The 13,746-nt window shown below is 66.8% G+C and carries 15 protein-coding genes, 1 tRNA gene and 1 pseudogene; 8 read left to right on the forward strand and 9 right to left on the reverse strand.

Annotated elements, in window-relative coordinates; translation table 11 throughout:
- The first annotated feature begins 88 nt into the window (after positions 1 to 88).
- From pdhA to lpdA, 6 genes are read left to right on the forward strand one after another with little or no spacing between them, the layout of a single operon-like run.
- Entirely contained in the window at positions 89 to 1,138 is a 1,050-nt protein-coding gene (gene pdhA, locus ACW18A_RS07485) for a pyruvate dehydrogenase (acetyl-transferring) E1 component subunit alpha (protein WP_492024147.1), read from the forward strand.
- A complete protein-coding gene (locus tag ACW18A_RS07490; RefSeq protein ID WP_492024148.1) occupies positions 1,135 to 2,487 on the forward strand; it encodes a pyruvate dehydrogenase complex E1 component subunit beta in 1,353 nt (450 codons plus the stop codon). Before pdhA ends, ACW18A_RS07490 begins: the two co-directional genes overlap by 4 nt.
- On the forward strand, positions 2,484 to 2,801 hold the full coding sequence (locus ACW18A_RS07495; protein WP_492024149.1) for a DUF5076 domain-containing protein: 318 nt from the start codon (positions 2,484 to 2,486) through the stop codon (positions 2,799 to 2,801). The genes ACW18A_RS07490 and ACW18A_RS07495 overlap by 4 nt, the downstream gene beginning before the upstream one ends.
- Positions 2,801 to 4,090, forward strand: coding sequence for a pyruvate dehydrogenase complex dihydrolipoamide acetyltransferase (locus tag ACW18A_RS07500; RefSeq protein WP_492024150.1), 1,290 nt, complete (start codon positions 2,801 to 2,803; stop codon positions 4,088 to 4,090). Before ACW18A_RS07495 ends, ACW18A_RS07500 begins: the two co-directional genes overlap by 1 nt.
- Positions 4,091 to 4,094: 4 nt before the next feature.
- Positions 4,095 to 4,577 (forward strand): glutathione peroxidase, encoded by a 483-nt coding sequence (locus ACW18A_RS07505; protein ID WP_492024151.1) that lies wholly within the window; start codon positions 4,095 to 4,097, stop codon positions 4,575 to 4,577.
- A gap of 2 nt (positions 4,578 to 4,579) precedes the next feature.
- Positions 4,580 to 5,986: a dihydrolipoyl dehydrogenase gene (gene lpdA / locus ACW18A_RS07510; RefSeq protein WP_492024152.1), complete on the forward strand. Its 1,407-nt coding sequence runs from the start codon at positions 4,580 to 4,582 to the stop codon at positions 5,984 to 5,986.
- A gap of 109 nt (positions 5,987 to 6,095) precedes the next feature.
- Here the strand turns inward: lpdA and ACW18A_RS07515 are convergent.
- Together ACW18A_RS07515 and ACW18A_RS07520 are read right to left on the reverse strand one after the other, a co-directional pair.
- Positions 6,096 to 6,209 (reverse strand): annotated as a pseudogene (locus ACW18A_RS07515) (DUF3606 domain-containing protein); the annotation flags it as partial.
- A 58-nt stretch (positions 6,210 to 6,267) separates the two neighbouring features.
- Positions 6,268 to 7,470: a methionine gamma-lyase gene (locus ACW18A_RS07520; RefSeq protein ID WP_492024153.1), complete on the reverse strand. Its 1,203-nt coding sequence runs from the start codon at positions 7,468 to 7,470 to the stop codon at positions 6,268 to 6,270.
- 110 nt (positions 7,471 to 7,580) lie between these two features.
- Between ACW18A_RS07520 and ACW18A_RS07525 the strand changes: the two genes are divergently transcribed.
- Entirely contained in the window at positions 7,581 to 8,033 is a 453-nt protein-coding gene (locus ACW18A_RS07525; RefSeq protein ID WP_492024154.1) for an Lrp/AsnC family transcriptional regulator, read from the forward strand.
- A gap of 10 nt (positions 8,034 to 8,043) precedes the next feature.
- Here the strand turns inward: ACW18A_RS07525 and ACW18A_RS07530 are convergent, their stop codons facing one another.
- From ACW18A_RS07530 to ACW18A_RS07560, 7 genes are read right to left on the reverse strand one after another with little or no spacing between them, the layout of a single operon-like run.
- Positions 8,044 to 8,226 (reverse strand): DUF3606 domain-containing protein, encoded by a 183-nt coding sequence (locus ACW18A_RS07530; RefSeq protein ID WP_013269402.1) that lies wholly within the window; start codon positions 8,224 to 8,226, stop codon positions 8,044 to 8,046.
- A gap of 54 nt (positions 8,227 to 8,280) precedes the next feature.
- On the reverse strand, positions 8,281 to 9,381 hold the full coding sequence (locus ACW18A_RS07535; RefSeq protein ID WP_492024155.1) for a PLP-dependent cysteine synthase family protein: 1,101 nt from the start codon (positions 9,379 to 9,381) through the stop codon (positions 8,281 to 8,283).
- 56 nt (positions 9,382 to 9,437) lie between these two features.
- Entirely contained in the window at positions 9,438 to 10,253 is an 816-nt protein-coding gene (locus ACW18A_RS07540) for an MBL fold metallo-hydrolase (RefSeq protein WP_492024156.1), read from the reverse strand.
- Positions 10,250 to 11,029, reverse strand: coding sequence for a TatD family hydrolase (locus ACW18A_RS07545; protein WP_492024157.1), 780 nt, complete (start codon positions 11,027 to 11,029; stop codon positions 10,250 to 10,252). The genes ACW18A_RS07540 and ACW18A_RS07545 overlap by 4 nt, the downstream gene beginning before the upstream one ends.
- Entirely contained in the window at positions 11,029 to 12,009 is a 981-nt protein-coding gene (locus tag ACW18A_RS07550) for a DNA polymerase III subunit delta' (RefSeq protein ID WP_492024158.1), read from the reverse strand. Before ACW18A_RS07550 ends, ACW18A_RS07545 begins: the two co-directional genes overlap by 1 nt.
- Complete coding sequence (gene tmk / locus ACW18A_RS07555) at positions 12,006 to 12,632, reverse strand: dTMP kinase (protein WP_492024159.1); 627 nt, start codon at positions 12,630 to 12,632, stop codon at positions 12,006 to 12,008. Before tmk ends, ACW18A_RS07550 begins: the two co-directional genes overlap by 4 nt.
- 48 nt (positions 12,633 to 12,680) lie before the next feature.
- Positions 12,681 to 13,520, reverse strand: a complete 840-nt coding sequence (locus ACW18A_RS07560) for a septal ring lytic transglycosylase RlpA family protein (RefSeq protein ID WP_492024160.1) — start codon at positions 13,518 to 13,520, stop codon at positions 12,681 to 12,683.
- A gap of 133 nt (positions 13,521 to 13,653) precedes the next feature.
- Between ACW18A_RS07560 and ACW18A_RS07565 the strand changes: the two genes are divergently transcribed.
- Positions 13,654 to 13,743: transfer RNA gene (locus ACW18A_RS07565), tRNA-Ser, on the forward strand.
- Positions 13,744 to 13,746: the final 3 nt, after the last annotated feature.

Below are 13,746 nucleotides of genomic sequence, written 5' to 3' on the forward strand. Positions count from 1 at the left end.
GGGGAACGAAGGCTGCTACAGCCCCTTTCCGTAACGACAAGAGGCCCGCACGGCGCGTTTCGCCATGGGCTCCACCGGGAGATGCCGGATGGCGAGAGCCGCCCAGAAGACCACGGATTCCAAGGGGTCCGCCAAGATTCCAAACACGCCGGCGGCGTCCAAGGAGGACCTGCTCAGGTACTATCGCGAGATGGTCCTGATCCGCCGCTTCGAGGAGCGGGCGGGACAGCTGTACGGCATGGGTCTGATCGGTGGATTCTGCCACCTGTATATCGGCCAGGAGGCCGTGGCCGTCGGCGTTCAGGAGAGCGTCAGACAGGGCCATGACAAGATCATCACCGGCTATCGCGACCACGGCCACATGCTGGCCGCCGGCATGGACCCGAATGCGGTCATGGCCGAGCTGACCGGTCGTTCGGGCGGGTCGTCCAAGGGTAAGGGCGGATCGATGCATATGTTCGACGTGCCGACCGGCTTCTATGGCGGCCACGGCATCGTCGGCGCCCAGGTGGCGCTGGGCACCGGTCTGGCCTTCGCCGGCAAATACCGCGGCGATGATTCGGTCGCCTTCATCTATTTCGGCGACGGTGCCTCGAACCAGGGTCAGGTCTACGAGAGCTTCAACATGGCCCAGCTGTGGAAGCTGCCGGCCATCTACATCATCGAGAACAACCAGTACGCCATGGGCACGAGCATCGAGCGCTCGTCCTCGACGACCGAGCTCTACATGCGCGGCGCCAGCTTCGGCATTCCGGGCGAACAGGTCGACGGCATGGATGTGCTGGCGGTCAAGGACGCGGTCGAGCGCGCCGTGAAGCGGGCCCGCGAAGGCGGCGGCCCCTTCATCCTCGAGGTGAAGACCTATCGCTATCGCGGTCACTCGATGTCGGATCCGGCCAAATACCGGTCCAAGGACGAGGTCGACGAGGTCAAGAAGACCCGCGACCCGATCGACCACGTCAAGATGCTGCTGGAACAGGCCAGGGCCACCGAGGATGAGCTGAAGGCCATCGACGCGGAGATCAAACAGATCGTCGCCGAGGCGGTCCAGTTCGCCCAGGAGAGCCCTGAACCCGATCCGTCGGAGCTCTATACCGACGTCTATGTGGAGACCCCCGTCTTGGAGAACGCCCGGTGACCGACATCCTGATGCCGGCGCTGTCGCCCACGATGGAAGAGGGCAATCTGACGAAGTGGCACGTGAAAGCGGGCGACACGGTCAAGGCAGGCGATGTGATCGCCGAGATCGAAACCGACAAGGCGACCATGGAGGTCGAGGCCGTCGATGAGGGCGAGATCGCCGAGATCCTGGTGGCCGAGGGCACCGAGGGCGTGAAGGTCAACACGCCGATCGCCCGCATGGCCGGTGAAGCCGGCGCAGCCGCTCCCGCGCCGAAGGCTGAGGCGCCTGCCGCCGAAGCCTCGGGCGAACCCGGGAAGAAGGTCGCCGCGCCGTCGGCGACGCCGAAGGTCGAGCTGCGCGATCCGGAAATCCCGGCCGACGCCAAAATGATCAAGACGACCGTGCGTGACGCGCTGCGTGACGCCATGGCCGAAGAGATGCGCCGCGACGAAAACGTCTTCCTGATCGGCGAGGAAGTCGCCCAGTACCAGGGGGCCTACAAGGTCAGCCGCGAACTGCTGCAGGAGTTCGGCGACCGCCGCGTGGTCGACACCCCGATCACCGAGCACGGTTTCGCGGGCCTTGGCGTCGGCGCCGCGATGGCGGGTCTGAAGCCGATCGTGGAGTTCATGACCTTCAACTTCGCCATGCAGGCCATCGATCACATCATCAACTCGGCGGCCAAGACCCTCTACATGTCGGGCGGTCAGATCCGGGCCCCCATCGTGTTCCGGGGTCCGAACGGCGCCGCCAGCCGCGTCGGTGCCCAGCACAGCCAGGACTATTCGGCCTGGTACGCCCAGGTGCCCGGCCTGAAGGTCGTCGCTCCGTATGATGCCGCTGACGCCAAGGGCCTGCTGAAATCGGCCATCCGCGACCCGAACCCCGTCGTCTTCCTCGAGCACGAGATGATGTACGGCATCGAGTTCGATGTGCCCGATGTCGAGGACTATCTGGTCCCGATCGGCAAGGCCAAGGTCCGCCGCGAAGGCACGGACGTGACCATCACGGCCCACGCCCGCATGGTCGGTTTCGCCCTGCAAGCCGCCGAACAGCTGGAAGCCGAGGGCATCTCCTGCGAGGTCGTCGATCTGCGGACCCTGCGTCCGCTGGATCACGAGACCATCGTGGCCAGCGTCAGGAAGACCAGCCGCCTGGTCTCGGCCGAGGAAGGCTGGGGTCCGATGGGCGTCGGCGCCGAGGTCGTGGCCCGGGTCATCGAACACGCCTTCGACTATCTGGATGCCCCGCCGATGCGGGTTCACCAGGAAGACGTGCCGCTGCCCTACGCCGCCAACCTGGAAGTCCTGTCGCTTCCGGGCGTCGACAAGATCGTCGCTGCCGTCAAGGCGGTGATGGCGTGACCAACAGTCCGGGCTTTGAACTGACGACGCCGGAAAGCGTGGCGGCCGACGCCGACGCCATTGAACTGACCCGCATCTGGTGGTCCAGGGGCGAGCCGGTGATGTCCATCATGCCCGCCTTTGACGACCCCGGAAAATACGGCGAGCTTCTGGCCATCGCAGCGCGACACATGGCCCATGGCTATGCCGTGCGGCACGGCCATGATGAGGTCCAGGCCTATCATCGCATCCTGAAGGGGATGAGCGACGTCATTGCCGCCGACAATGTCCAGACCGTCGCCGAGCCCTTGAGCCAGACCGGGGGAAATGCCTGATGACCGATATCCTGATGCCCGCCCTGTCGCCCACCATGGAAGAGGGCGTTCTGGCCAAATGGCACGTCAAGGCCGGCGATGTCGTCAAGGCCGGCGACGTGATCGCAGAGATCGAGACCGACAAGGCGACCATGGAGGTCGAGGCCGTCGACGAAGGCACCATCACGGACATCCTCGTGGCCGAAGGGACTGAGGGCGTGAAGGTCAACACCCCGATCGCGCGTCTGGCGGAAGAGGGCGGCGCAGCCGCTCCTGGTCCCAAATCTCCCCCCCCTGGGGGAAGACCGGCGGCGCAGCCGCCAGAGGGGGGCAAGTCCGAGCCTGTCGCGCCCCCCGCGGCTGCTGCGCAGCCTCTCCTCCCAAGGGGGGGGCAGAAGGCCGAGCGCGTCTTCGCCTCGCCCCTGGCCCGTCGTCTGGCGAAGGACGCGGGCCTCGATCTGTCGACCCTGAAGGGCTCCGGCCCGCACGGCCGCATCGTCAGGTCCGACGTGGAGGCCGCCGGTAAGGGCGGCACTCGCCCGGCCGCTGCGCCCGCCACCGCCACCCCGAGCATCGAGGCCCGCAAGGTCCAGTCGCTCGCCGACATGGGCATCCCGGACGGCAGCTACGACCTGGTTCCGCTGGACGGCATGCGCAAGGCGATCGCCCGCCGCATGGTCGGCTCGATCCAGAACGTGCCGCACTTCCCCCTGACCATCGACGTCGAGATCGACGCCCTCCTGGCCGCGCGGGCCAAGGTCAACGCCCTGCTCGAAAAATCAGGCGTCAAGGTCTCGGTCAACGACTTCGTCATCAAGGCCGCGGCCATGGCCCTGAAGGCCGTACCGGAGGCCAATGCCAGCTATTCGCCGGAAGGCATCGCCCTGCACCACAACGCCGATGTGGCGATGGCGGTGGCGATCGACGGCGGCCTGATCACCCCGATCATCTTCAAGGCCGAGACCAAGACCCTGTCGCAAATCGCTGTAGAATCAAAGGATCTGGCCAAACGGGCGCGCGAGAAGAAGCTCAAGCCAGAAGAGTTCCAGGGCGGTACCTTCTCGGTCTCCAACCTCGGCATGTTCGGCATCAAGGCCTTCTCCTCGATCATCAACGAACCCCAGGGCGCGATCATGAGCGTGGGCGCGGGCGAGCAGCGGCCGGTGGTCAGGAACGGCCAGCTGACCGTGGCGACCGTGATGACGGTCACCGTGACCTGCGATCACCGCGTCGTCGACGGCGCGACCGGTGCCCGTTTCCTGCAGGCGTTCAAACCGCTGATCGAAGATCCCGTCACCATGCTGGCCTAGGGCGATGACGGCGTCGGTCTATGACTTCACCGCCAACGGCATCGACGGGACCGAAGTCTCGCTGGAGCGGTTTCGCGGCAAGGCGCTGCTGATCGTCAACACCGCGTCCAAATGCGGCTTCACCGGACAGTACGCCGGGCTCGAGGCCCTGCACCGCCAGTACGCAGACCAGAAGTTCGAGGTGCTGGGCTTCCCCTGCAACCAGTTCGGCAATCAGGAGCCGGGCAGGGCGGCCGAGATCGCGTCGTTCTGCAGTGCGACCTACGACGTCGGCTTTCCGATGTTCGACAAGGTCGAGGTCAACGGGCCGAACCGGCATCCGCTCTACGACTGGCTTACGCGGGAAAAGCGCGGTTTCCTCGGCAGCCGCGACGCGAAGTGGAACTTCACAAAATTCCTGACCGACCGCGAGGGCAGGGTGGTCGCCCGCTTCGCGCCCCAGGTCGAACCCGAGGCCATCAAGGCCGATATCGATAAGGTGCTCTGATCATGGCCGTTGAATTCGATCTCATCGTCATTGGTTCTGGCCCCGGGGGCTATGTGGCCGCGATCCGCGCCAGCCAGCTGGGCCAGAAGGTCGCCATCGTCGAGCGCGAGAGCCTGGGCGGCATCTGCCTGAACTGGGGCTGTATCCCCACCAAGGCCTTGCTCAAGTCGGGTGAGAAGTTCGAGAGCCTCAGCCATCTGAAGGAGTACGGCCTGTCCGCCTCGGGGGCGACCTTCGACTTCGACGCCATCATCCAGCGCTCGCGCGGCGTCGCGGCGACGATGAGCAAGGGCATCACCTTCCTGATGAAGAAGAACAAGATCGAGGTCATCGAGGGTTCGGCGAAGCTCGAGAAGGGCGCGGAGGCGCCGAAGGTCGTCATCGACCTGAAGGCCGGCGGGTCGCGCACGGTCGAGGCCAAGGCGGTCATGCTGGCGGTCGGCGCGCGCGCCCGGGCCATCCCGCAGATCGGCCTTGAAGCCGACGGCGACCGGATCTGGGCCTATCGCGAGGCTCTCGCGCCCAAGACGATGCCGGCCTCGATCATCGTCATCGGCTCGGGCGCCATCGGCATCGAATTCGGCAGTTTCTACAGAGCCCTGGGCGCTGAAGTGACCGTCGTGGAAGCGGTCGACCGCATCATGCCCGTCGAGGACGAGGAGGTCTCGAAGGCCGCCCAGAAGTCGTTCGAGAAGCGCGGTATCAAGTTCCGCCTCGGCTGCAAGGTCACGAAGGTGTCCAGGGCCGGGAAGGGGGTCCAGGTCGCCATCGAGAAGGACAGCAAGGCCGAGACGCTCGAGGCCGAGGTCTGTATCTCGGCGGTCGGGATCACCGCCAACACCGACGGCATCGGGCTGGAGGCCCTGGGCGTCAACATGGATCGCGGCCACATCACCATCGACGGCCACTGCGCCACGAACGTGAAGGGCCTCTATGCCATCGGCGACTGCGCCGGCGCGCCCTGGCTGGCGCACAAGGCCAGCCATGAAGGCATCCACGCGGCCGAATACATCGCCGGCTACAAGACCCCGAACGTCCACTCGCCGATCGCCGGCTGCACCTATGCCCAGCCCCAGGTGGCCTCGGTCGGGATCACCGAGCAGGGTGCCCGCGAGGCGAAGCGCGAGGTCAGGATCGGCCGCTTCCCGTTCCGGGTGAACGGCAAGGCTGTGGCGGCCGGCGAGGTCGACGGCTTCGTCAAGGTCATCTTCGACGCCAAGACCGGGGCCCTGATCGGCGCCCATATGATCGGCCACGAGGTCACCGAGATGATCCAGGGCTATGTCACCGCCATCACCATGGAAGCGACCGAGGAGGACATCCACGGCATCGTCTATCCGCACCCGACCATGTCGGAGGCCATGCACGAGGCGGCGCTGGACGCCTACGGGCGGACGATCCACCTGTAGGGCGACGGCCGGGAAAACCGTCGCCAAACCGACCAGGAGTCCCGACCAACTTCGCCAGGTCGAAGTCGAACATCGTCAAGATGACCAAACGCTTGTACGCAGCCCGGTGTCACCGCTTCTTGCCGAGTTCGGCCGCGATGTCCTTGACCATGCGGCCGGCCTTGCGGTGGGCGGCCGTGATCTGGTCGCGGGTCACGCCCCAGCGCTTCATCCAGTATTCGACCCCGGCCGCTCGCACCATCGCTTGAGACGTCGCCAATCCAGTCGGGTCGGCGCGCCGGTCAGGCTGCGGCGGTAAGCCGCTCAGGCAAGCTGCGGGCCAGGTCGGTCAGGATGTCGGCCTCATCCTCGAGTCCCACAGACAGGCGGACCAGTCCGTCCGAAATGCCATGGGCCAGCCGCTCCTCCGCACTGTAGGTGGCGTGGGTCATGCTGGCCGGGTGTTCGATAAGGCTCTCGGCGTCGCCCAGGGACACGGCGCGACGGATCAGGTTGAGTCGATTCATCATGGCCACGCCCGCCGCCATGCCGCCCTTCAGTTCGAAGGCGATCATGCCGCCGAAACCGGGCATCTGCTGCCGGGCTAGGGCGTGCTGGGGGAAGCTGTCCAGACCCGGGTAGTGGACCGCGGTGACGGCGGGGTGGGACTCAAGGAAGCGAGCGACGGTCATGGCGCTGCGACAGTGACGTTCGACCCGGAGCTGCAGGGTCTTGAGCCCGCGCAGGATCAGGAAGGCGTTGAACGGCGACATCGCCGCCCCGGTCATGTCCTTGATTCCGACGACGCGAACCTGGGTCAAGTCCTCGGCGCTGCCCGCGACGAGGCCGCCGATCAGGTCGCCGTGCCCGCCCAAGTATTTGGTCGCCGAATGGACCACGATGTCCGCGCCCAGGGTGATCGGCCGGGTCAGAAGCGGGGTGGCGTAGGTGTTGTCGACCACGGTGCGCGCGCCGGCGGCCCGGGCGATGGCGGCGACGGCAGCGATATCGACCAGCCGCATGTTGGGGTTCGCAGGGGTCTCGAAATAGACGATTCGCGTCCGGGGGCTGATGGCCGTGACCAGGGCCTCGGGATCGGTCAGGTCGACGTGGGTGACGGTGATGCCGAACCGGGCGAGGCCGTCACGCAGGAAGGAAAAGGTGCAGCCGTAAAGGGTTTTGTCGGTGATCACCTCGTCGCCGGGCGACAGAAAGGTCCACATGACGGCGGTGATGGCTCCCATGCCCGAGGCCGCGGCCAGTCCCGCTTCGGCACCCTCAAGGGCAGCCAGGCGACGTTCCAGCAGCTCATTGGTCGGATTTGACACCCGCGTATAGAAATGGCCCGTCCGGGTGCCCGCGAACATCTCTCCGCCCGCCTCGGCGGTCTCGAAGGCAAAGGTCGAGGACAGGTGCAGGGGCGGAGTCAGGGCCCCCTGCTCGTCCCGGGGCTCATAACCGAAATGGATGGCGCGAGTCGCGAAGCCGGCGGTAGCGTCGATCATTGGAGAACTCCTGAGTTGCTCCATGATGTGTCAAAAGAGACCGCATTTCCTTGCGACCTCTGTCCCAATCGGGCCTGTTTGTGGCATAATATGCCAATCCGGGAGGGAAGATGGACGACAAGGACCGACAGATCATCCGCGCGCTTCAGGCCGACGGTCGTCTGAGCAACCAGGATCTGGCCGAACGGGTCAACCTGTCGCCCTCGCCGTGCCTGCGCCGGTTGCGCAATCTCGAGGCGGCTGGCGTGATCACCGGATATACGGCCCTGGTCGACCAGAGGGCCTGCGGTCTGCCGATCACGGCCTTTATCCGTATCCGGCTGGAGCGGCATTCGGAGGCGGTGGTCAAGACCTTCGACGACCATATCACCCGGATCGACGAGGTGCTGGACTGCTATCTGCTGGCCGGCGGCGATGACTATTTGCTGCGCGTCATGGTCGGCAGCCTGGAGGCCTATGAGGATTTTATCCGGCGGCGCATCCACGCCATTCCCGGTGTGGCCGCGATCGACACCAGCTTCGCCTATGGCGTGGTCAAACAGAGCCGCGTCTTTCCGATGTAGGACCGGCGACCTATCGCTTCTTGCCGAGCTCGGCGGCGATGTCCTTGACCATGCGGCCGGCCTTGCGGTGGGCGGCGGTGATCTGGTCGCGGGTCACGCCCCAGCGCTTCATCCAGTATTCGACGGCCTGACGCTCGGACAGGTCCAGCCGGTCCTTGTCGATGAAGCCGCGTTTGTCCTTGAGACCGGCCATGGTGGCTCCGTAAGAAATATGAACAGGATCAGAGGGTAGGGGGGCTGTCTCGACTCAAACAGGCAGACGACCCTCTGCGAAGAAGGCATCCATCCTGCGCTCCCAGGGGGCGACGTCAAAGCCCTGGGCGGCCAGCCAGTCATCGTTGAAATAGGTCGAGCCGTAACGGTCGCCGTGATCGCACAGGATGGAGACGATCGAGCCGCGCTGACCCGCCTCGGCCATCTCGCTGGCCAGCAGGGCGCAGGCCCACAGGTTGGTGCCGGTCGATCCGCCCACACGCCGGCCCAGACGGCGGCTCAGCACGCGGGCCGCGGCGATCGAGGCGACGTCGGGCACGGCGATCATCCGGTCGACCACGCCGGGGATGAAGGACGGCTCGACCCGGGCCCGGCCGATGCCCTCGATCCGTGACGGGACTTCAGACGTCGTCTGAACTGTGCGGTCGGCCCAGTGTCGGTGAAAGACCGAGGCCACGGGGTCCGCGACGCAGACCCGGGTCTCATGCAGATTATAGCGGGCGAAGCGGCCGATGGTGGCGGAGGTGCCGCCGGTGCCGGCGCCGCAGACGACCCAGCGCGGGATGGAGCAGGGTTCGCGGGACATCTGGGCGAAGATGCTTTCGGCGATATTGTTGTTGCCACGCCAGTCGGTGGCCCGCTCGGCATAGGTGAACTGGTCCATGTAGTGGCCGCCGAGGTCACGGGCGAGTTGTTCGGAGGCCGCATAGGCGTCGCCGGGACGGTCCACGAAATGGCAGCGGCCGCCATAGAACTCGATCGCCTGGATCTTTTCCGGCGCGGTCGAGCGCGGGACGACGGCGATGAAGGGCAGTTTCAGCATCCGGGCGAAATAGGCCTCCGACACCGCCGTCGAGCCGCTGGAGGCCTCGATGATCGTCATGCCTTCGCCGATCCAGCCGTTGCAGAGCGCATAGAGGAACAGCGACCGGGCCAGGCGGTGCTTGAGACTGCCGGTCGGATGGCTGGACTCGTCCTTGAGGTAGAGGGCGATATCCGCCAGGGCGGGCAGATCGACGGGGATCAGATGGGTGTCGGCGGACCGATTGTAGTCGGCCTCGATGCGCCGCACAGCATGGGCCGTCCAGTCCCGCGAAACCGGCGACAGGGTGGCGAGAGGCAGGATATCGGACATGGATACAGTTTGCGCCTAAGATATATTATGCGAAATTAGATACGTCAAAAGAGCGGTCAGATCGGCACCCTGGCGGTCCAGCCATCGAACCCAACCTCTACATTCGTCGGAAGAAGTGCCGACAAGACATTGTAATCCAGATCGATATGAAGGTTCGTCAGGACGGCGCGTTCGACACCGCTGCGCGCGATCCAATCGAGCGTGCAATCCAGGTGGCTGTGCGTAGGATGCGTCGTCCAGCGCAGCGCATCGACGATCCAGAGGCTGCAGCCGGCCAGGGCCTCGAACGCCGCGTCGTCCAGCGCGTCGATGTCGCTCGAATAGGCGACCGGTCCCATCCGGTAGCCGACCGACCGGATGGGACCGTGCCCCTGGTCGAAGGTCACGACCGGAACCGGGCCGCCGGCACCGCCGACCGACCAGTCGACGCCGTGGTCCGGGATCTCGTTGAGCGCGAGGATCGCCGGGTAACCCATCTGACTTTCGAAAATATACGGAAAGCGTGGCACGAGCGCGTCACGTGTCGCGGCGTCCATCCAGGCCGGGATCCGGTGCCGTCGCCGGATGGCGAAGACGCGCAGATCGTCGATCCCGTGGGTCTGGTCAGCGTGGTCGTGGGTGTACAGGACCGCATCGACGGACTTCACACCGGCTCTCAACATCTGCTCGCGAAGGTCCGGAGAGGTGTCGATCAGGACGGTCGTGTCGCCGTCCGGGCCGCGCCGCCGGATCAGGGCTGAACAGCGGCTGCGGCGGTTCTTCGGCTCGGCCGGATCGCAGGCCCCCCAGTCGCCGTCGCCACGCGGCACGCCGCCGGACGAGCCACTGCCCAGAAGGGTGATCTCGAGCTCGCCGCTCGCCACTCCGGTCATGGGCGCGGGATCCTGTCGAACAGGGTGAAGAAGGCGTCGGTCGTGCGCGCCTCCGCCTCCTCCCGTGACCAGCCGCGGATGTCGGCCAAAGCCTGGAGCACATGGCCGACATAGGCCGGCTCGTTGCGACGGCCCCTGTGCGGCACGGGTGCCAGATAGGGGCAGTCGGTCTCGACGATGATCCGGTCAGCGGGCATGGCCCGGATGACCTGGCGAACATCCTCGGCCGCCTTGAAGGTGGCGATGCCGGAGACCGAGAACCACGCGCCCATTTCCGCCGCCTGTTCAGCCAGTTCTGCGCCACTGGTGTAGCAATGCATGAGGAAGCGGAACGGTGCCGTCGCCTGCCCCTCACGCAGGATCGCCGCCATTTCGGCGTCCGCCTCGCGCGTGTGAACCACCAGCGGCAGGCCCGTGGCCTGGGCGGCCTTGATGTGGGTTCTGAAGACCTCGGCCTGAACCTCACGCGGGCTCAGGTCGTAGTGGAAATCGAGACCGCATTCGCCGATGCCAACCACGCGCGGCCGCTGCGACAGGGCGATCAGGTCGTCGGCGGTCATCGCCGTATGGTCCTTGGCCTCGTGTGGATGGGCGCCGACGGTGCACCAGATGTCGGGATGTGCCATGGCCAGGGCGTGGGTGGCTTCGAAGGTCGAGAGTTTGTCGGAAATCTCGACCATCATCTGGACGCCGGCCTCGCGGGCGCGGGCGATGACGGCGTCGCGGTCCTCGTCGAACTGGACCGCATGCAGGTTCACATGGCTGTCGATCAGCATCAGCCCGCCATCCGTTTGACCCGCGCCAGATCGGCCAGGGCCCCGGCCAGCAGGTCGCCCTTGTCGAGGTTGATGGCGATCGCCCGTTCGGGTGCCTCGGTCAACCGGGTCCACAGGTCGGCCCAGGCGGCCCCCTGCCCGCCCTGCGCCAGAGACCGCGCCTTGACGGCGGCGGCGAGCCGGTCGAGCAGGGCTTCGAACCGGGCCTGACCCTCGGCACCCCGGAAACCGTCGGCGAGCGACAGGGCCTCGGCGCGATCGACGGGGCCTTCATCGACCCAGCGGCGCGCCAGCCGGTCGAGTTCGAGGTTGGCAGATGTGGCCAGGGACAGGGCCGCGCCGGGCGACCCGCGCGCCATGCCGGCGATCCGGTCGGCCTCGTCGCCCTCGAGTTCGGTTTTCTGCTCCAGCAGGGTCGCGACCGCCGCCTGGGTCCACGGCTGGAAGGTCAGGCGACGGCAGCGCGAGCGGATGGTGGCCAGCAACCGGCCGGGCGCATGGGTCACGAGGAACAGCACGCCACGCTCAGGCGGTTCCTCCAGCACCTTCAGCAAGGCATTGGCAGCATTGAGATTCAGGTCATCCGCTGCGTCGATGATCGCCACGCGGTAGTCGGCCCGCGACGGGCTCTTCGAGAAGAAGTCCGGCAGGTCTCGCGCCTGATCGACCGAGATCGACTTCTTCATCTTGCCGCCCTCGACCAGTCGCTCCAGCACCAGAAGGTCGGGATGGGACTGGGCCGTGACCAGCTGGCTGACCGGATCGGACGGGCGCGCGCCGAGCGGTCCGCGCGAGGGATCCGGCACCGCGCCCAGCAGACGCCGGGCGGCGCGCCAGGCGAACGTGGCCTTGCCCAGCCCCTCGGGGCCGCAGATCAGCCAGGCGTGATGCAGCCGTCCGCGATCCAGGGCGTCGAGAAAGGCGAGCTCGGCGTCCGGCGACGGCACCAGGTCGAAACGGTCGCGCGGATGCTCGCTCACGGCAGGATCGGCTCGATAGCGCGCCAGACCCGTTCGGACACCGCATCCGGTTCGCCGGTGGCGTCGATGATCCGGCAGCGCTCCGGGTGCTGGGCCGCCACGGACAGGAAGCCGTCGCGCAGGCGGCGATGGAACGCCAGCCCCTTGGTCTCGAACCGCGTCTCCGCCGCGCCCCGGGCCAGGGCCCGCTCCAGACCCACCTCGACCGGAAGGTCGAAGATCAGGGTCAGGTCCGGCTGGTCATGGCCGACGATGGCGGCGTCGAGGCTTTCGATGAACTCCGCGGGAGCGCCGCCGCCGGCACCCTGATAGGCGCGGCTGGAATCGGCGAAACGGTCGCAGACGACCCAGCGGCCCGCCTGCAGCGCCGGGCGGATGGTCTTTTCCAGATGGTCGCTGCGCGAGGCGAACATCAGCAGGGTCTCGGTCAGGGGCGACCAGCGGCCGGCGTCGCCGTTCAGGGCGATGTGCCGAATCTCCTCGGCGCCGGACGAGCCTCCGGGTTCGCGCGTGTGCACGACGTCGAGGCCGCGCGCGGCGAGCCGGGCGACCAGTCTGGCGGCCTGGGTGGACTTGCCGGTCCCCTCCCCGCCCTCAAGCGTTATGAATTGTCCTCGGGTCACCGGCGCACAATGGCGATCCGGAGCGACGGGGCCAAGGGCGCAGTCGGTTCAGGGTGCCGATATCAACAGGGCGTCGGCGAATCCGTCGGCCATCACCGTCCGACGGGCCCGTTCGGCGGCGTCGGCGTCGTTCCACGGCCCCATCAGGACGCGGAACCGGCTCTGGTCGGTCGCGGCCTGGACCCGGGCGGAGCGACCGATTCTCCCGGCGACGGACTGGGCCTGCGGCTGATCGCGATAGGCGGCGACCTCGATCCAGTATCTCTGGCCGGTGTCCACGGGCGCTGCGACCGGCGGCGGCGGCGGCGCCTCGGCGACCTGCAACACCGTTCCACCACCCAGACGTGGGGCACGGCCGAGATAGCGGACCCTCACCTCCCCGACGCCCCGGTTCAGCAGGTCCAGCGCCTCGGCCGCGCCGCGCGACAGGTCGATGATCCGGTCGTCGACGAAGGGACCGCGATCATTGACCCGGAGTACCACGCGACGCCCGTTGGCCAGGTTGGTGACTTCCACCAGTCCCGGCAGGGGCAATGTCTTGTGGGCGGCGGTCAGGGCATGCATGTCGAACCGTTCGCCGGTCGCCGTGGGCCGCCCGTTGAACTGGTCGCCGTACCAGGAGGCCAGGCCGACCACGTCATAATCCGGCTGCTCCTCCGGCTGATACCAGCGCCCGCGGATCTGATAGCGACGCATGGTCCCCGACACGATCGGCGCGGGATCCCTCACCACAGGCGCGGCCTCGGCCAGACGGGGTTCCCCGCGCACCGGACCGGACAGAGCGCCCGACGTCGCCCCCGCACTCGCACAGGCGGCCAGCAGGGCCGTCGCGGCGGAGACGACCGCGACCCGGGAGGCTTGGCGAAGGAGAACAGGCGACATCGACATGGCGAAATCATCGCCGAACCGATTTCCGTTTTGGTTAACGCGCGATGCGCTGCTATGCCCCCTCTCCAGCCGGACAGGTGGCTCAGACCGTCACCGATCAAGCCTGTCGCACGCGACAGCAGCAGTGCGGTAAGGAAGTGTGGCCGAGTGGTTTAAGGCACTGGTCTTGAAAACCAGCGACGGTGAAAGCCGTCCGTGGGTTCGAATCCCACCGCTTCCGCCAGGC

The organism is Brevundimonas sp. AVps5, from assembly GCF_058681515.1.